This is a genomic window from Streptomyces decoyicus, assembly GCF_019880305.1.
In the GTDB taxonomy this organism is placed as follows: domain Bacteria; phylum Actinomycetota; class Actinomycetes; order Streptomycetales; family Streptomycetaceae; genus Streptomyces; species Streptomyces decoyicus.
This window is the reverse complement of sequence record NZ_CP082301.1, coordinates 4595386-4612538: the sequence shown is the minus strand read 5'-3', so window position 1 is coordinate 4612538 and position 17153 is coordinate 4595386. Positions and strand designations below refer to the sequence as shown.

At 72.3% G+C, this 17153-nt stretch carries 17 protein-coding genes and 1 pseudogene; 8 read left to right on the top strand and 10 right to left on the bottom strand.

Going from position 1 to position 17153, the window contains the following annotated elements; translation table 11 throughout:
- Positions 1 to 10: 10 nt before the first annotated feature.
- The 6 genes from K7C20_RS20305 to K7C20_RS20280 form a co-directional block, all read right to left on the bottom strand.
- Complete coding sequence (locus tag K7C20_RS20305; RefSeq protein WP_078953668.1) at positions 11 to 1858, bottom strand: ABC transporter ATP-binding protein; 1848 nt, start codon at positions 1856 to 1858, stop codon at positions 11 to 13.
- An 891-nt stretch (positions 1859 to 2749) separates the two neighbouring features.
- Positions 2750 to 3478 (bottom strand): MFS transporter, encoded by a 729-nt coding sequence (locus K7C20_RS20300; protein WP_052414388.1) that lies wholly within the window; start codon positions 3476 to 3478, stop codon positions 2750 to 2752.
- A gap of 365 nt (positions 3479 to 3843) precedes the next feature.
- Positions 3844 to 5040, bottom strand: coding sequence for an ABC transporter permease (locus K7C20_RS20295; RefSeq protein WP_030089294.1), 1197 nt, complete (start codon positions 5038 to 5040; stop codon positions 3844 to 3846).
- Positions 5037 to 5765, bottom strand: coding sequence for an ABC transporter ATP-binding protein (locus tag K7C20_RS20290; protein ID WP_053210590.1), 729 nt, complete (start codon positions 5763 to 5765; stop codon positions 5037 to 5039). Before K7C20_RS20290 ends, K7C20_RS20295 begins: the two co-directional genes overlap by 4 nt.
- Positions 5762 to 6874: a peptidoglycan-binding protein gene (locus K7C20_RS20285; RefSeq protein WP_048830411.1), complete on the bottom strand. Its 1113-nt coding sequence runs from the start codon at positions 6872 to 6874 to the stop codon at positions 5762 to 5764. Before K7C20_RS20285 ends, K7C20_RS20290 begins: the two co-directional genes overlap by 4 nt.
- Positions 6871 to 7497, bottom strand: coding sequence for a hypothetical protein (locus K7C20_RS20280; RefSeq protein ID WP_030089298.1), 627 nt, complete (start codon positions 7495 to 7497; stop codon positions 6871 to 6873). The genes K7C20_RS20285 and K7C20_RS20280 overlap by 4 nt, the downstream gene beginning before the upstream one ends.
- A 133-nt stretch (positions 7498 to 7630) precedes the next feature.
- Between K7C20_RS20280 and K7C20_RS20275 the strand changes: the two genes are divergently transcribed.
- The 3 genes from K7C20_RS20275 to K7C20_RS20265 are packed head-to-tail and all read left to right on the top strand — an operon-like array spanning position 7631 to position 10348.
- A complete protein-coding gene (locus K7C20_RS20275) occupies positions 7631 to 8317 on the top strand; it encodes a response regulator transcription factor (RefSeq protein ID WP_053210589.1) in 687 nt (228 codons plus the stop codon).
- A 7-nt stretch (positions 8318 to 8324) separates the two neighbouring features.
- Positions 8325 to 9857 carry a sensor histidine kinase gene (locus K7C20_RS20270; protein WP_030089301.1) on the top strand — a complete coding sequence of 511 codons (1533 nt, stop codon included), beginning with the start codon at positions 8325 to 8327 and terminating at the stop codon, positions 9855 to 9857.
- The gene (locus K7C20_RS20265; RefSeq protein WP_030089303.1) at positions 9854 to 10348 is read left to right on the top strand and encodes a GerMN domain-containing protein; all 495 of its coding nucleotides are present in this window, start codon (positions 9854 to 9856) and stop codon (positions 10346 to 10348) included. Before K7C20_RS20270 ends, K7C20_RS20265 begins: the two co-directional genes overlap by 4 nt.
- Before the next feature lie 92 nt (positions 10349 to 10440).
- On the opposite strand, the gene K7C20_RS20260 is transcribed toward K7C20_RS20265, so the two are convergent.
- Positions 10441 to 11343 (bottom strand): MBL fold metallo-hydrolase, encoded by a 903-nt coding sequence (locus K7C20_RS20260; RefSeq protein ID WP_222892640.1) that lies wholly within the window; start codon positions 11341 to 11343, stop codon positions 10441 to 10443.
- 126 nt (positions 11344 to 11469) lie between these two features.
- On the opposite strand from K7C20_RS20260, the gene K7C20_RS20255 reads away from it, so the two are divergent.
- Positions 11470 to 12042 (top strand): TetR/AcrR family transcriptional regulator, encoded by a 573-nt coding sequence (locus K7C20_RS20255; RefSeq protein ID WP_030088033.1) that lies wholly within the window; start codon positions 11470 to 11472, stop codon positions 12040 to 12042.
- Positions 12043 to 12197: 155 nt separating this feature from the next.
- Positions 12198 to 13448, top strand: a complete 1251-nt coding sequence (locus tag K7C20_RS20250) for an SLC13 family permease (RefSeq protein WP_048830254.1) — start codon at positions 12198 to 12200, stop codon at positions 13446 to 13448.
- A gap of 32 nt (positions 13449 to 13480) precedes the next feature.
- Here the strand turns inward: K7C20_RS20250 and K7C20_RS20245 are convergent, their stop codons facing one another.
- Complete coding sequence (locus K7C20_RS20245) at positions 13481 to 13624, bottom strand: hypothetical protein (protein ID WP_167352544.1); 144 nt, start codon at positions 13622 to 13624, stop codon at positions 13481 to 13483.
- A 19-nt stretch (positions 13625 to 13643) separates the two neighbouring features.
- Here K7C20_RS20245 and K7C20_RS20240 point away from each other — a divergent pair.
- Positions 13644 to 14150, top strand: a pseudogene (locus K7C20_RS20240) (aromatic-ring hydroxylase C-terminal domain-containing protein); the annotation flags it as partial.
- Between the two features lie 37 nt (positions 14151 to 14187).
- On the opposite strand, the gene K7C20_RS20235 reads toward K7C20_RS20240, so the two are convergent.
- Complete coding sequence (locus tag K7C20_RS20235; RefSeq protein ID WP_030088038.1) at positions 14188 to 14799, bottom strand: TetR/AcrR family transcriptional regulator; 612 nt, start codon at positions 14797 to 14799, stop codon at positions 14188 to 14190.
- Between the two features lie 107 nt (positions 14800 to 14906).
- Between K7C20_RS20235 and K7C20_RS20230 the strand changes: the two genes are divergently transcribed.
- Both K7C20_RS20230 and K7C20_RS20225 read left to right on the top strand, forming a co-directional pair.
- A complete protein-coding gene (locus K7C20_RS20230) occupies positions 14907 to 15365 on the top strand; it encodes a nuclear transport factor 2 family protein (protein WP_048830255.1) in 459 nt (152 codons plus the stop codon).
- A 10-nt stretch (positions 15366 to 15375) separates the two neighbouring features.
- The gene (locus K7C20_RS20225) at positions 15376 to 16314 is read left to right on the top strand and encodes an NAD(P)H-binding protein (protein ID WP_078953533.1); all 939 of its coding nucleotides are present in this window, start codon (positions 15376 to 15378) and stop codon (positions 16312 to 16314) included.
- Between the two features lie 138 nt (positions 16315 to 16452).
- Here the strand turns inward: K7C20_RS20225 and K7C20_RS20220 are convergent, their stop codons facing one another.
- Positions 16453 to 16998, bottom strand: a complete 546-nt coding sequence (locus K7C20_RS20220; RefSeq protein WP_052414378.1) for a hypothetical protein — start codon at positions 16996 to 16998, stop codon at positions 16453 to 16455.
- Between the last annotated feature and the right edge of the window lie 155 nt (positions 16999 to 17153).

Genomic DNA, 17153 nt, shown 5'->3' with positions numbered 1-17153 from the left:
GGCTACCGGGCTACCCCCAGTGACTGCCCGACGGGTCGGCGAGGGGGTGTACGGAGCCGTTGCGGGGCGGCGGGTGCACGTGGAAGAGCGTGGCGTACAGGCCTTGCCGGGCCAGGAGTTCGTCGTGCCGGCCCGACTCCACCAGGCGTCCCTCGTCCAGCACCAGGATGCGGTCGGCGTCCGCGGCGAGGTCCAGATCGTGTGTGATCACGAGAGTGGTGCGGCCCTCGGCGAGGCGCCGCAGGGGCGCGAGGATCCGCTGGGTGGCCAGGGTGTCCAGACCGGTGGTGGGCTCGTCGAGGATGAGCACGGGGGCGTTGCGCAGCATGGCGCGGGCGATCGCGACGCGCTGCAGCTGGCCGCCGGAGAGCCGGGAGGTGCCGGGGGCGATCACGGTGTCGTAGCCGTCAGGGAGGGCGGCGATGAACTCCTCGGCGTCGGCGGCCCGCGCGGCCTGGACGACGTCCTCGTGGGTCACGTCGTCGCGTCCGCAGGCGATGTTCTCCTCCACGGTGTCGTGCAGGACGAGGGTGTCCTGCGGCAGCAGAGTGATGTTCCGGCGGAGCTGGGCGAGCGGCAGCCTGTTCACGGGGATGCCGTCCAGCCGGACGCTGCCGGTGTCCGGGTCGTAGAACCTCAGCAGCAGGGCGGCCAGGGTCGACTTGCCCGCGCCGCTGGGGCCGGTGATGACCACCAGTTCCCCGGGCACCGCGGTGAAGGAGAAGTCATGGAGCACCTCCTGCTTGCTGCCCGGGTAGTGGAAGCCGACCCGGCACGCTTCCACCGCGCCGAACGCGCGGGCCGGTGCCGGCACGATGACGGAGGGGTCGGGGTCGGTGACGGCGGGTGGCGCGTCGACGATCTCCAGCAGCCGCTCGGCTCCGGCGGTCGCCTCGGTGACCGTCAGACCGAGTTGGCCGAGGCTCTGGATCGGCGGGTAGAGGTAGCCGACGAACGCGGCGAAGGCCAGGAGCTGGCCCAGCGTCATCCGCCCCGAGGCGATCTCCCACGCGCCCAGGCCGATGATCGCCAGGACGCAGAGCGTTTCCAGGACCTGGACCAGCTGCTCGTACAGCTCGTTGAGGCGGGCGCTGGTCACCGACGCCCTCAGCCAGCTGTGGGCCTCGCGGCGGAGCCGCTCCTGCTCGTCGCGCTGCCGGTTGTAGGCCTGGGTCAGGACGACGTTGACCAGCCCTTCCTCCACCACCGAGGTGATGGCGCCGTCCGCCGCGCGTTCCCGGCGGGACACCTCCTTGACCCGGTGGGTGAAACGGCTGGTGGCGAACCAGAACAGCGGGGCCAGGGCGAAGGTGGCGAGCGCCAGGTCCCAGCGCAGCCAGAGCGCGGCCCCGGCGTAGAAGACGACGCCGAACAGGGCCGTGATCGCCTGCACGAAGCCGGAGACCACGAGCTCCTCGATGGCGTCGACGTCGCCGGTCAGCCGCTCGACCAGGTCACCCCGTCGGTTGCGCTGGAAGAAGTGCGGCGGCAGCGTCTGGAGATGCGCGAAGATCCGGGCCCGTAGCCGCATCACGAAGCGCTCCGCCACCCAGGCGGCGAGCGAGTTGCCCAGATACCCCACGATCCCGCCGGCGACGGCCAGGCCGAGCCACAGCCCGGCGGGCCCCCAGAAGGCGCTCACCGAGCCCTTCTGCAAGGCGTTGTCGGTGAGTTCGGCGAAGATGAGGATGGCCACGGTCTCGGCGAGCGTGGCGACGATGGCGCTCAGAATGACGAGGGCGATCCAGCGGCGGTCGCCCCGGGTCAGCGGCCAGAAACGGCGCACCGCCTCCTTGAAGCCCACTCGCCTGGTGCGGATCGAGGTGTCCGCGACGAGCCCCCGGAACACGCGGTCCATGGCGGGGTCCGGGGTCGGCAGCTTCCTCGCCCGCCCAGCGTCCGCCGGAGCGGTGAACTCGTCACCGCCACCGTGCAGCAGTGCCGAACCCTCTTCAACGGGTAGTGGTTCCGTGCCTCGTTGAGGCGACGCTTCGAGGCGCTCTCGGCGCCGGCGTGAGCTGCGCAGGTGCATGGTGGCTACGTCATCTCGTCGCTGCTCGGGCGGTTGACCGGGACCACGTGACACGGCCCCTCAAACGACGAGGCGGACCCGCGCTGTACGCGAGCCAGCCTCGAACTCAGAGGTTTGCGTCAGTGACGCCCGTGTCCGTGGCCACGGCCACGCCCACGACCCCTGCCACGCCCACGCCCGCGCCCGCGCCCGCGGAAGCGGCCGTAGCCACGGCCATAGTCGTCGTAGTCCCAGTCGTCTCCGTGACGCCTGCGCCTGGTGGGGAAGATCTTGCGGAAGCTCATCTCGCCTCCTCGTAGTTTTTTCCTTGCTGTCGAGCCGTTACCGGCTACGACAACTCCCAAGCTACGACGCTCATCTGGTTCCAACAAGGAAATGTGCGTGAAAATTCAGACATAAGCCAATATTCCTCTCAAATACCCCAAAGGGTGACGAGAGGTGACTCTCCGGATGCCATTCGGACGCCTTTGACGCCTCTGCTGTCTCCGACTCATCGGACGCAACGATCGGGCCATCGGGGGCGGAGCGGGCGGGCGTCTGCGAAAGCAAATGGATCTGCCGGAGCGAACGGGTCAGCGGGAGCGCCGCGGTCCGCCGGAGCGTACGGCCACCGGGCCGCTCGGCCCTTGCGCGTCAGCTGACGGGAAGCTTGCGCGTCAGCTGACGGGAAGTCGGCCGGCCGTCCAAGACTGCGGCGGATACGGTCAGTCGCCCTTCTCAGTCGCCCTCCTCGGTGCGCCGCCCGCGGTTGCTGCGGGAAGCGGCGTGCAGGAGGGCCGCGGCGACGCCGGTGGCGGCGATGAGGCCGACGGAGACCCAAAAGGCGTGCCGGGCCCCGTTCAGTGCGGCACGGGCCGGTTCCGACGGGCCGTCGGCCGCGGTGTGGAGGAAAATGGTGCCCAGGAGGGCGGTGCCGAGCGTGCCGCCCAGTTGCTGGGCGGCGTTGAGCAGCCCGGCCGCCGAGCCGGTTTCGTGCGAACGGACCCGGTGCAGGGCGGTGGTGAAGAACGGGACGGCGAACAGACCTTGTCCCGAGCCGAAGACCGCCAGAGCGGCCAACAAGGGCCAGGGGTAGGACGTGGCCGGGCCGCTCCCGTAAGCGACGAGGGCGGCCAGGGTGCCGAGGAGCAGGGCGGTGAGCCCGGCGCACCTCACCCGTGAGCCGTAGCGGGGCACCAGGCGGGTGCCCGCGATCCACGAAGAGACCGCCATCGCGCACGACCACGGCAGCAGTGTGAGCCCGGTGGACAGGACGTCGGTGTGCGGCCCGAGTTGGAGCTGTAGCACGACCACCGTCGTCAGACCGTTGACCACCGCCAAGAACAGCACGGCGGCGGCCAGCGCGGCAGGAAGTCCGCGGCCGCGGAACAGGCCGGCCTCGATGAGCGCATCGCAACCCCGCGCGCCGCGGCGGTGCTGGTGGAACCCGAACGCGGCCAGGACCACGACACCGGCGGCCAGGGCGCCTCACACCTGGGGCGATCCCCCGGCGGTACCGCTCCCGATGAGGGGATGGACGAGCAGACCGATACCGAGGGCCGCCAGTGCCGTGCCCATGAGGTCCAGGCGCGGCCGCCGGCGGGACGAACGTGGTCGCGCAGGCGCTGTGCACCGGCCCCGCGGCCCTGCACCACTACCTGACCCACCGCCTCGGCGCCTTCGGCGCTGCACTCGCTGGAGACCGCCCCCGTGCTGCGCACCGTCAAGGGCGCCGGTCCGCTCGCCGCACCGGCGGCGCCCAGGCGAGGCGCGCCGCAGCGGCGCTGACCTGCACGTCGTCCCCGCACGCCGCGCCCGCCGAAGGCGCCGGGTCAGGTCGCGCTGAGCGCCACCGTCGGATGCAGCCGGGAGGCGCGTACGGCCGGGTAGAGACCCGCGATGACGCCGATCGCCAGGGTGGCGCCGAGTCCGCCGGCCAGCGACCAGGGCGGTACGACGGCGGTCCACCCCTGGGCATGTGCGAAGACGGCCGTGGCGGCGGCGCCCAGCGCGGCGCCCGCCAGTCCGCCGAGTGCCGACAACAGCAGGGATTCGGTGAGGAATTGGAGCCGGACCGAGCCTCTCGTCGCGCCGAGGGCGCGGCGCAGCCCGATCTCCTGGCGGCGCTCCAGTACCGAGATCACCATGGTGTTGGCCACGCCCACCCCGCCGACGAGCAGCGCCACCGCGCCCAGGCCCAGCATCAGGCTGGTCATCCCCTCGTCCGTGGCGGCCTTGGCCGCCAGGGCGTCGGAGGGGCGGGAGACCTTCACCGAGTTCTCGTCACCCGGGTTGACCGTACGGGCCAGCACCCCCTGGACCGCCTCCACCGACGCGTCGGTGGAGCGCTCGAAGAGCATGGTCGGGTGGCCGTCGAAGCCCAGGTAGCGCTCGGCTGAGGGGTATCCGACCATGGCGGTACGGTCCAGGGTCGGCACCAGCTCGATGGGCGCGAGGATGCCGGTGACGACGTACCAGCGGTCGTTCAGCAGGATCTTGGCGCCGGGCTCGCTCATTCCGAGCCGTTCGGCGGCCACCGAGCCCAGGACGACGGTGGGCAGTCGTTCACTGGCACGGTTGAGCCAACTCCCCTGACTGGTACGGGCATTGAGCGCGCCGAGCAGGTCGGGGCGGGCGGCCTGGACCGTGATGCCGGCCGCCATCTCCTCCGGCACGGCATCGCTGCGCCGCACCCGGGCGTCGACCGCGCCGACGGCGGTGGCGTGCTGGACGGGGCCGATCCGCTCGACCATCGACACGGCGTTCTTGGGGAGTTCGGCATTGCCACCCATGGCGTCCTCGCCCGCCTCGGCGGTGAGCAGATTGGTGCCGAGCCGGTCCAGCCGGTCCATGATGTCGGCGCGGCTGGAGGTGGACAGCCCGATGACCGCGACCATCGTCGCGATGCCGATCGCGATGCCGAGGGCGGACAGCACGACGCGGGTGCGGCGGCTGCGCAGGCCCTCGGCGCCGACCCGCAGCACATCGGCCGGGGAGAGCCGGGCCGCCCGGAGTGCGGGGCCGCTCATCGGGTCACCTCCTCGGTGGACTCGACGGGCGAGCCGGGTGCGGCGGGAGCAGTACCGGAGTCGTCGACGATCTCGCCGTCGCGGAAGCGGATACGGCGGGGCAGCGAGTCGGCTATGTCGTTGTCGTGGGTGATGACACAGACGGTCGTCCCGGCCGCGTGGAGCTCGCGGACGAGGTTCATGACCAGGTCGCCGGAGGCGGTGTCCAGCGCACCGGTCGGCTCGTCGGCAAGCAGCAGATCGGGGTCGCCGACCAGTGCGCGGGCGATGGCCACGCGCTGCTTCTCGCCACCCGACAGCTGGTGGGCGAGGTGGCCGATGCGGTGTCCGAGCCCCACTTCCTCCAGGGCCGTACGGGCGCGGGCGCGGCGCTCGCGCAGGCCCGTCCCGCCGTACAGCAGGCCGTCCGCGACGTTGTCCTGGGCGCTGCGGCCGGGCGCGAGGTGGAAGTGCTGGAAGACGAAGCCGATGTGCCGGGCGCGCAGTGCGGAGAGCTGGGCGTCGGACAGCCGGCTCACGTCGTACCCGGCCACCCTGACCTCGCCCGAGGTGGCCCGGTCGAGGGTGCCGATCAGATTGAGCAGGGTGGACTTGCCGGAGCCGGACGGGCCGACGATGGCGGCCAGTTCGCCGCGCTCCACCCGGAGGTCCACGCCCCGCAGGGCGTGCACCCCGCCCGGGTAGGACTTGGTGGCCGCCCGCAGTTCGATCACGGCTGGGGTCATTGCTCGGCCGCTCCGACCTTCATGCCCTCGGCCAGGCCGGAGCCGCTGACCTCGATCCGGCCGTCGGCCGTCAGACCGGTCTCGACCGGCACCATGCGGGTTCTGGCGCCCTGGACCAGCTCCAGCCCGTAGCCGCCCTCGCGCAGCGCGACGACCGCCTCGACCGGAACCGTCAGCACGTCCTTGCGGCTCTCACTGACGAACTTCACGCTGAGGGTGCCCTGCCGGTCCATCTCCCGGAGCTCGGCGCCGTCGTCGAGCGTGATCTCCACATCGATGCCGTCCTGGGGCGAGCCGCCGGAGCCGCCGGAGCCGCCGGAGCCGCCCTCGGCGGACTCGGAGCCCTCGGGGGCCGCCACCCCGCTGACCTTGCCGCGCCGGGTGCCTCCGCCGGGCATGGCGATCTCCACCTTGGTGCCATTGGTGGCCAGGGCCCGGTCGGCCTCGTCGAGCGAGGCCCGTACGACGGGCTTGGTGGAGGCGACCGTCAGGACCGCTTTGTCCGGGCCGATGGTGTCGGCGAGGGCGGCGTCCGCGGACACCACCCGCACGGGGCCGCGCTGGAAGACGACGTCCCCCCGGCCGATCTCGCCGTCGGAGGTCATGTCGAGGGACTTCTGCCACGCCTTGACGGCGGCCTTGGTCGCCTCGTCATAGCGGACGTCCACATACAGCCCGGACCCGAAGCCCAAATCGCGGAGGTTGCGCTCCAGTTGGAGGACGTCCGGGCCGCGGGCACCGGTCTTCATCGCGCGGAACATCGGTGTCGAGCCGTAGAGGAGGACCACCGGCCGTGCGTCGCGCTCATACAGGCGCTGCCCGAGTGACACGGTCTTCCCTGGTTGGGCGGCCTTGGTGATCGTGCCCTCCACGGGGGACTTCACCGCCCGGCGCTGCGCGTAGTCCAGGTGCCCGTCGACGGTCTTGCTCCGGGCGAGGTCGGTGCGGGTGATCTCGGTCGTGGTGGGCGGCCCCTTCGGCTTCCGGCTGTCGGCCGAGGCGTCCTGGCCGGGGTTGGTGAGGATCATGACGCCGGCGGTCACCGCGGTCGCCGTGACCGCCGCCGCCAGGGCGACGAGCCCCCGGCGGCGCTTTGGTGCGGAGCTCACTGCATACCGTCCAGGCCGTCGAGGAGCTTGTCCTTGCAGGCCTGTTCGGCCTGCTGGTATGCGGGCGAGTCCCGCTCGATCTCGGGCGAGGCGGGGTTCGGGTCACCGCCGGGGAGGACATTGCCGTCCTGAAGCTTCGGGTTGGTGAACTTCGATACGCCATGGGCGCGCATGCACTTGGCGTGCGCGAGCATCGACTCGTAGTCCTTCTGGGTGTCGCGGGGCGGCTCCAGGCTCATGGCCTTCCGCATCTCGGACACACACGCGTTGCCCCGGCCGGCCTTGGCGACGTCGTTGTTGCCCATCTCCTCCTGGAGTTTGTTGATCTTCGTCCAGTCGAGATAGCCGCTCAGCTTGGGAGCGGGGTAGTCCTTGGTGATCTTCTTGCGCATGCACTGGACGAACTTCATCTGTGCGTCGTAGAACGCGCTCTTGCCCTGGGCGCCACCGCCCTTGGACGAGCCGGCGCCGTCCTTGGTCTGGTCGGTCGAGGGCGCGTTGCTGACGGAGGCGACCCCTTCGTCGGACGACTCGGCACCGCCGCAGGCGGTGGTCAGCGCGAGGGCGGGTACGGCGATCAGCAGCGCGAGGCGTGCGGCGCGGGAGCGTGTCTTCTGCGTCATGCGGCCAATGTCAGGGCCCTAGTTGGTGGCCGTTCCACGGCCGCATGATGAGAACGTAACAATGCCGCCGGACCGCGCTTTCGCCCTGTGGATAACTCCTGAGCTGCACAAACCCTCGCCCATAATCGACGGCATGCCGCATGTGCTGCTGATCGAGGACGACATGTCCGTACGGGACGGAATGGAGCTGGTGCTGCGTCGGCGCGGCCATGAGGTCGACGCCGTCGCCAGCGGCGAGGCGGGCCTGGAGCTGCTGTCCCGCCCGTGCGAGGGCGGCATCGAGATCGCGGTGGTCGACCTGATGCTGCCCGGTATCGACGGCTTCGAGGTCTGCCGGCGCATCCGCGGCCGGGGCCAGCTGCCCATCATCATGCTCACCTCCCGCGGTGACGATCGGGACGTGGTCAGCGGGCTGGAGGCGGGCGCCGACGACTATGTGGTCAAGCCCATCACCGGCCAGGTGCTGGAGGCGCGTATCCGGGCGGCGCTGCGCCGGGCCGGTCCGGTCACCCGCACGGACAGCGACGACTTCGCCGGGCTCGTCATCGACCGGGCCGGGCTGACCGTCACCAAGCGCGGCACCCCCGTCCCGCTCCCGCCCACCGAGCTGCGGCTGCTGATGGAGCTGTCGGCCGCCCCCCGCCGGGTCTTCAGCCGGGAACAGCTGCTGGAGCTCGTCTGGGAACACGACTTCCTGGGCGACTCCCGGCTGGTGGACGCGGCGGTCGGGCGGCTGCGCGCCAAGCTGGAGGACGTCCCCGCCAAGCCGCGCTACATCCAGACGGTGCGTGGCTTCGGCTATCGCTTCGGGCCGCTGTGAGCGCGCGATGAGGAGCAGGAAGGGGAGCTCCACGGAGAGGGCCGCGGGGACGGGCGCTCCGGCGACGGGCGCGAGGGCCGCGCCGCGGGCCCGTAGGCGGCTCCCCCGCCTTGACGGGCTTCGCGGGCGGCTGATCATCACTGTCGTCGTGGTCGCCCTGATCAGCGCGGTCACCGCCACCGGACTGGCGTACCGGGAATCGCGGGAGGCGGTCCTCAAGCGGGCCCAGAACGCCGCCGTCGACGACTTCCGCAGCCTCGTCGAGGGGCGGGCGGCGGAGTTCGACGTCCCCACCGACCCCCGGTCCATGGCCCGGTTCGCCACCGATATCTCGTCCGGCCTGCACGGCTCACTGGTCGTCGCCCGGTACCGCGACTACACCGCCTCCTCCGACCCGTCAGCGGACCGCACCCGGATCACTCCCGAGCTGCGCGCGGCCGTGCGCACCCACACCCGGGTCTCTCTCCAGCGGGTGGAGTACGGCGGGAAGCCCTGGCTGGCGCTCGGCGCGCCGGTCGGCCTGGAAGCACCGGCCGGCCGTGGCAGTCCAGGGCAGCCGTCCGGGGTCGAGATATTCGCGGCCGTCTCCCTGGCCGAGGAGGAACGCGACACCGCCGAGCTGGTGCGCAGTGTGCAGGGCGGCCTGGTGCCCGTGGTGCTGCTGGCCGCGGTCCTGGCGCTGCTCGCGGCCCGTACGGTGCTGCGGCCGGTCCGCAAACTGGCACGGGCCACGCGCAGGCTGGCCACCGGCGAGCTCAGCATCCGGGTCGAGGAGAAGGGCCATGACGAACTGGCCGAACTCGCCCACACGTTCAACGAAACGGCCGGCGCGCTGGAGCACAGCGTCGGCGAGCTGCGCGAACAGGAGGCCCTGGCCCGCCGTTTCGTCGCCGATGTCTCCCATGAGCTGCGCACCCCGCTCGCCGCCATGACGATCGTCTCCAGCGTCCTGGAGGAGGACGCCGACCAGCTCACCCCCGACACCGCGCACGCGGCCCGTACGGTCAGCGCGGAAACCGCCAAGCTGGCCCGGCTCGTCGACGACCTCATCGAGATATCCCGCTTCGACGCCCGCGCCGTGGCGCTCACGGTCCACGAACTGGACATGGCCGAGGCGGTGCGCGCGACGCTCGCGGCACGCGGCTGGACCGACCAGGTCGTGGCCGATCTGCCTCCGGGCATCCGGGCCCGGCTCGACCGCCGCCGTCTCGACGTCATCGTCGCCAATCTCGTCGGCAACGCCCTCCGGCACGGCGCGCCGCCGGTGACCGTCACCGTACGGGCGGCGGACGACCGGCTCACCGTCTCCGTCGCCGACCACGGCCCAGGGCTGGCCCCCGAGGTCGCCCGCCATGTCTTCGACCGCTTCTACAAGGCCGACAGCGCCCGCAGCCGCTCCGAGGGCAGCGGACTGGGCATGGCCATCGCCCTGGAGAACGCCCGCCTGCACGGCGGCACCATCGAACTCGCACCCCCGGCTCCGGACACCGGCGCCGTCTTCACCCTCCGCATCCCCCGCCGTACGGAATCCGCCTCATGACGCGCCCCCGCACCGCCCTCACCTGCTGTGTGCTCGCCCTCGCCGCCGCGGGCTGCGGTATCCGTCCCACCGGCGTCACGGACGGCGGCACCGCCCCTTCCGGGATCTCGAAAGGCATGCGGATCTACTTCGCCTCCGACAACGGCCCGCGGGGGGTGCCCCGGCCTGACGTGACGTTCGACCAGCTCGACGATGCGTTCAAACTGCTGATCGCGGGACCGTCCCCGGCCGAGCGGGCCGAGGGGCTGACCAATCTCCTCCCCACCGACGTGGATTTCCACGCCGACGCCGACGACGGCGAGGTCACCGTCGTCGCTCCGGGCTATCCCGCCGGCTCCTCCCAGGACCAGGCCACCGGCCAGCTGGTCTGCACCCTCGCCCGTGCCGAGGTCCTCGTCCACGGCACCCGCCCGGACAAGGTCCAGGTGGTGATCGCCGGCGACGGGGAGCGCGTCGGGCCGTACCGGTGCCAGCAGTTCCTTCAGCGCTGAGCCCCGTTCCCCGTCCCCCTCCCCTCCCCTCCCCTCCCCTCCCCTCCCCTCCCCTCCCCTCCCCTCCCCCGGTGATCATCCGTGATCAGGGGTCATCCGTGGTCCGGTCCCACGGGCGCGAGGCGGTAGGCGCCGCCTTCGGAGCGGACCCGGCCTGCCGTGGGCGGCGGGAAGTGGCTGCCCAGGAGCAGGGTGCCGGTGCCCGCCAGCGAGGCGAGAAGGGTGCGGCGGGTGTCCGCGGCCTGTGCGGGGTCGGTGTCCACGCAGCTCCCGATGTCGGGGCGCGACAGCTGGACCGGGTGGTGCAGGCAGTCGCCGGTGATCAGGGCCGTCTGCCCGGCGCTGCGCAGCTCCACGGCGAACTGGCCGGGCGTGTGACCGGGGGTGGGCAGGAGGCGGACGCCGGGGGCGACCTCGGCGCCTTCGGCGGGCACGTCGACCAGGTCGAGCTGTCCGGCGTCGCGGACGGGGTGGACGGAGTCCCGGAACATCTGGCGGCGGGCGTCGTCCATGTCCTGGCCGGACCAGTGGTCCCACTCCGTACGGGACGTCAGGTAGCGGGCGCGGGGGAAGGTGGGGACCCAGCCGTCCTTGTCGGCGACGGTGTTCCAGCCGACGTGATCGGTGTGCAGATGGGTGAGGAGGACCAGGTCCACCGTCTCCGGGGCGAAGCCGGCCGCCGTCAGCCGCTGGAGATAGTCCGTGTCGAGGTGGTCCCAGGCGGGGTTGGTCCGGGGTTTGCCGTTGCCGATGCCGGTGTCGACGAGGAGGCGCATGCCCTGCACCTCCAGCGCGAAGCTGTGCGTGGCCAGGCGCAGGTCACCGTTCTGGTCGGCGAAGTCCGGCCGCAGCCAGGGGGCTTGGGCCAGCACGTCCGGGGTGGCCTCGGGCAGCAGCCACCGGCCGGTCGGCGCGGGGAGCGCGGTCTCGTCGATACGGCGGACGGTGATCTCGCCGACCGTCCAGGCGGGGACCGCTTCACTGACGGCATGCATGAGCTGTCCTCTCGTGGACCAAAAGCAAAATCTTTGCGTTATGTCAGGCTAGCGCGGGCGGAGCTCTAACGCAAACAGTTTGCTTTTATGTGTCGCTGTGCCCCGCCGAGCCCTTAAGGTGGAGTCATGAGCCCCAGGCCGATGACCCGCCCCGGGGGACGCAGCGCCCGCGTCCAGGAATCGGTGCATGCCGCCGTGCGTGCCCTCGAAGCCGAGCAGGGCCGAGCGGCGCTGACGGTCCCTCTGGTCGCCGCGCGCGCCGGCGTCACGCCGTCGACGATCTACCGCCGCTGGGGAGACCTCCAGGAACTGCTTTCCGACGTGGCCGTCGAACGCCTCCGCCCGGAGGCACCGCCCGCCGACCACGGAGCGCTGCGCACGGACCTGGAGGCCTGGGCCGAGCAGTTCCTGGAAGAGATGGCCTCGCCCCCGGGCCGGGCCTACATCCGTGACGCGCTCGCCGGTGATCCGGACGGCAGCAACGCGGGGCAGTGCTCGGCCTACGCCGCCGAGCAGGTGGGCGTCATCCTCGCCCGCGCCGCCGACCGCGGTGAGCAGGTCCCGGACGCCGAACTCGTGATGGACCACATCGTCGCCCCCATGATGTACCGCCTGGTCTTCCGGCCGGGCCCGTTGGACGCGGCGTATGCGCGCGGCCTGGTGGAGGCGACGCTTGCCGGGCTGATGCCGCCGCACTGACCTCCGTCGGCACGCCCGCGCACCGGCGAGGCGCGTGGCGCCCGTCGTGGCGCGTGGCGCCCGTCGTGGCGCGCCGGGTGGCATGGCCCATGAGCCCCGGGTGAGGCCTTCGCCCGCCCCGTCACGGTCCGCTGCACGAAAGGGCCATCCCGCGCATGGTGCTTGCCGAATCCCTGTCCCTCGCCATGCTGTGCGTCGTCCTGGTGGGGGCCGTGATCCGGCCGTTCCGGCTGCCGGAGGCGGTCTTCGCGGTGCCGGCCACCGCCGTGGTGATCGTGGCCGGCGTGATCCCGGTGGCCCATGTCCGCGACGAGGCGGAGCGGCTGGGACCGGTGATCGGCTTTCTCGCCGCGGTGCTGGTCCTCGCCAAACTCTGCGACGACGAGGGGCTCTTCCACGCCTGCGGGACCTGGATGGCGCGCTGGGCCGCGGGGCGGCCCAGCCGCCTCCTGGGCGCGGTCTTCGCCCTCGCGTCGGCCATCACGGCCGTACTGAGCCTGGACGCCACCGTCGTCCTGCTGACTCCCGTCGTGTTCGCCACCGCCGCGCACATGGGCGCCCGTCCCCGACCCCATGTCTACGCCTGCACCCATCTGTCGAACACCGCGTCCCTGCTGCTGCCCGTCTCCAACCTGACGAACCTGCTGGCCTTCACGGCGAGCGGGCTGAGCTTCACCCGGTTCGGTGCGCTGATGGCGCTGCCGTGGCTGGTCGCGATCGGTGTCGAATACCTGGTCTTCCGCCGCTTCTTCGCCACGGACCTGGCCGCCGCGACACCCGGCCCGAGCACCGCCGAGCCGCCCGAACTCCCGCTGTTCGCGCTGGTGACGGTGGCCGGCACGCTCGCCGGTTTCGCGCTGACCTCCACACTGGGCATCGATCCGGCCTGGGCCGCCGCGGCCGGCGCCCTCGTCATGGCGGCCCGTGCGCTCGCCCGGCGCGACACCACCCCGGCCGCCGTCGTCCGGTCCGCCGGGCTGCCGTTCCTCGCCTTCGTACTGGCCCTGGGCATCGTCGTCCGCGCGGTCGTCGACAACGGGCTCGCCGATGCGCTCGGGCACGTGCTGCCCGACGGAACCTCGCTCCCCGCCCTGCTCGGCACCGCCGCGCTGGCCGCCGTACTCGCCAACGTGATCAACAACCTGCCCGCCGTGCTGGTGCTGGTCCTGCTGGCCGCACCGAGCGGCCCCGGTGCGGTCCTTGCCGTGCTCCTGGGGGTGAACATCGGCCCCAACCTCACCTACGCCGGATCCCTGGCCACCCTGTTGTGGCGGCGCATCGTCCACCACCACGAACACGATGTCCGGCTCAGGGAATTCACCCGCCTCGGTCTGCTCACCGTGCCCGCCGCACTGGCCCTGTCGACGGTGGCGCTGTGGGGTGCGCTCCAGCTGATCGGCAGCTGACCCGGCCCCGGCCCGCGCGGCCCCCTCCGGCGTCAGCACCGCTTGGTGCGCTTCAGGAACAGCCCCACCCCCGACCCGATCACCACGACGCCGCCGGCGACGCTGATCAGTACCTGCTGCACCCCGTCGAAGGCGAAACCGCTGGAGACGTTGACGACGACGGCGATGCAGAGCACGCATCAGAGCAGGGCCTTCAAGACGCTGCTTGCGGAGCTGCCCCTGCTGCCCTCGTATCGGCGGCCGGCCACCGCACTGCGCAAGCTGATGGCCGGACTGCTGGGCATCGAGGAGGTCAACCGCCGTCTGGCCGGGCTGGTTTCGGCGCTCGACACCGGCTATCCGCCCGCCGACGCCGGCGCCCACCCGTCGGCGGGACGGCGGATGCCCGATATCGCGCTCACGGCGGCCGGATCGGGGGCGGTCCGCGTCTACCAACTCCTGCCGCACGGCCGGTTCCTCCTGCTGGACCTCGCGGGGGACGACGAGATGCAGCGGCCCGTCGATACGGGCTGGGGGTCACGGGTGGCCGCCTTCACCGTCACCGGGCACGACTCCCGCGCCGACCTCGACGGGGTGCGGGAGATCCTCGTCCGCCCCGACGGCCATGTCGCATGGGCCACCTGCACCACGGACGTGCAGACCCGCCGCGCCGAACGGGCCCGTGCGCTGGCCGGCTGGGCCGGTCTCCCCGTCGGCGGATGAGCACGCCGTGGGGCGCCGGGGTCAGGCCTCCGGCTCGTCAGCCCCGCCCGTCAGGCCCGTCGCCCAGCACCCTGCCCACGAAGGCCGCCAGTCGGGCCCTCATCCGCCCGGGGGTCATGCCTTCCTGGTCGGCGAGGTGCTCGACCAGATCGGCGCGGGTGGCGGCCAGCAGGACGTGCGCGGTGAAGTCGCTGTCCGCGGCCGGTCCGGCCGCCGCCTCGGGCAGTTGCTCCAGCGTGTCCCGCAGCACGCCGTGCCACCACGCGTAGGACGCCCCCTGGTACGGGCTGCCGCTGCCGGCCTCCTCCAGGGCGAGGGAGAGATGGCGGTGGTCGAGCTTGAAGCACAGAACGGCATCGAGCAGTGCCGGCACCCGTTCGCGCGGTGCGGCCGACGGGCCGAGCGGCGCCGGCCCCTCCTCCACGGCCTGCCGCAGGGGCTCGATCCGTGCGTCGAAGACCGCCCGGATCAGTCCGGTGCGATCGCCGAAGCGGCGGAAGAGCGTCCCCTTGCCGACCCCGGCCGCCACCGCGATGTCGTCCATCGACACGCCGCGGGGGCTCGCACTGCGGGCGAAGAGCTCGTCGGCGGCCGCCAGGACGGTCTCGCGGTTGCGGAGCGCGTCCGCGCGCGCCTTGCGTTCGGCCATGGGAGGACCCCCTTTACGAAACGGACTGTCGGTCCGTATGGTTGCGGCAACGGCTAACCGGACCATCGGTCCACATTGTGCCCCCAGTGTAGAGGCGAGGCATCCCCATGAACGACAGCGAACGCGGCACCCCCCTCACCCCCACGGCGCCGGCGGAGGTCTACCGCCACGGGCTGCAACTGCTTCTGGACAAGGACATCGACGGCTGGGTGGCCCTGTGCGACGAGCACGTGGTCTTCGAGTTCCCCTTCGCCCCGGACGGCTTTCCGAAGCGACTGGAGGGCCGGGCGGCGGTCGCCGCGTACCTGCAGGACCATCCCGATCACATCGACGTCCACGCCTTCCCCCACCTGGAGATCCACCGGACCGACGCCCCGGACACCGTCGTGGTCGAAATGCGCGCCGTCGGCGAGATCGTGGCGACCGGCGCCCCGTACGAGATGCCGTACATCGCCGTGGTGACGGTCGTGAAGGGCCGCTTCACGCACTACCGCGACTACTGGAACCCCCAGATGGTCCCGGCCTCCATGAGTGCGGCGAAGTCGCCCCTCACCACCACGTCCTGACGGAGCGACCATGACCGACCACGCCTCCCGGGCCCACGCCCCCCGGACCGGCCAGGGCAGTCGGGCCGGCCACCGCACCCGGGCCGGCCACGACGCCATCCTGGTCACCGGCGCCACCGGCAACACCGGCAGCCGCATCGTGCGCAGGCTCACCGCACTCGGGCACCCCGTCAGAGCCGCCGCCCGCCGTGCCCCCGAGCTGCCCGGCGCACAGGCCGTCCGCTTCGACTGGTACGACCCCGCCACCCACCACGCCGCCCTGCGAGGAGCGGCCCGGATCTATCTCGTGCCGCCCGTCGGGGCCACCGACCCGTCCGCCGTCATGCTGCCCTTCCTGGAAGGGGCCCGTGCGGCCGGTGTCCGCCGCGCGGTCCTCCTCAGCTCCTCCGGCATCCCCGCCGGCGGCCCGATGGTGGGCCGGGTGCATGCGGCCCTCCCGGGCCTCTTCGAGGAGTGGGCGGTGCTGCGGCCCTCCTGGTTCATGCAGAACTTCACCGACCGGCATCTGCACGCGGAGAGCATCCGCACCCACGGCGTCATCCGGTCCGCGACCGGCGCAGGCCGCGTCGGCTTCATCGACGCGGACGACATCGCCGCCGTCGCCGTGCGCGCCCTCACCGACGAACCGCCGCCCCCCGCCCACGACCTGGTGCTCACCGGCCCGCAGGCACTGAGCTACGACGACATCGCCGCCACCCTCACCACGGTCACCGGCCGGCCCGTACACCACCGGCCCCTCGCCTACGAGGAGCTGCGCGACCACCTGGCCGCCGGCATTCCCGCAGAGTTCGCCGCCCTGCTGGCCGGCCTGGACCGCGCCATCGCCGGCGGCGCCGAAGACCGCGTCACGGACACCGTCGAGCGCCTCACCGGCCGCCCGCCGCGCAGCTTCCGCGCCTTCGCGGAAGAGCACGGGCGCGCGGCCGGAAACGCTGAAGCGGGTCCTTGAGCTGGTCCGCACGATGGCGGCGGGCGCCGGGCCGTCATGCCTGGCGCCCGGCGGGCCGTCGGCCGGCCGGGCGCCAGGTGGAGTGTGCGCCGGTGCGGCACCCGGCCTGCCTCCGGGTTCTGCAGCGGCGCACTCACCTCAGCGGGCGGCTCCCGGACTCGCGTGCCCTGCCGAGTTCACCGGGTCCTGCGGGCCGTCGGGGCTGTCGGAGCTCTCGGGGCTCTCGGAATCCGAGGGGCGCTCCGACTCCTCCGGGCTCTGCGAGCTCCTGGGAGGCTCCGGCTCGTCCGGGCTCTGCGAACTCCTGGAAGGCTCCGGCTCCTCCGGCCTGTCGGTGTAGTCGTCGTCCACCGGCTCTTCCATCGGGCCGCGCGAGCTCAGTTGCAGGCTCCCGAACCGCGCGTTCTTCCACGTGCGGTGGGGCACGACGGTGACCACGGATCCGGTGCAGTCCCGCCCGTTGTACAGGACCAGGTCGGTGGGGGTGTCGTTCTCCACCTCGCCGTACCCGTCGCCCACGCCGTAGCAGTGGTCGTCGCCGGGATCGAGGATCTCGTACACCCGGTTTCCGGGCCGGGTGTGGTACGTGATAATGCCGGTGATGGCGTGCGCGCCGGGTGGGGCGAACACGACCAGCCCCCCGACGATGGCCGCAGTGCCAACGAGAGCGGTCAGGCGTCGCACAGTGGGAACTCCTTGTCAGCCATGGGCGGCGGTCCGGCCCCGGTCACGCCCGTGCGGGACTTCGCCATGTGGGGTTCCCGACGACATCTCGGGATATTCACCCCGGCCGGGATATCCACCGCCCGGCGGCATCCCCGGAAGGACTCCATGCGAGG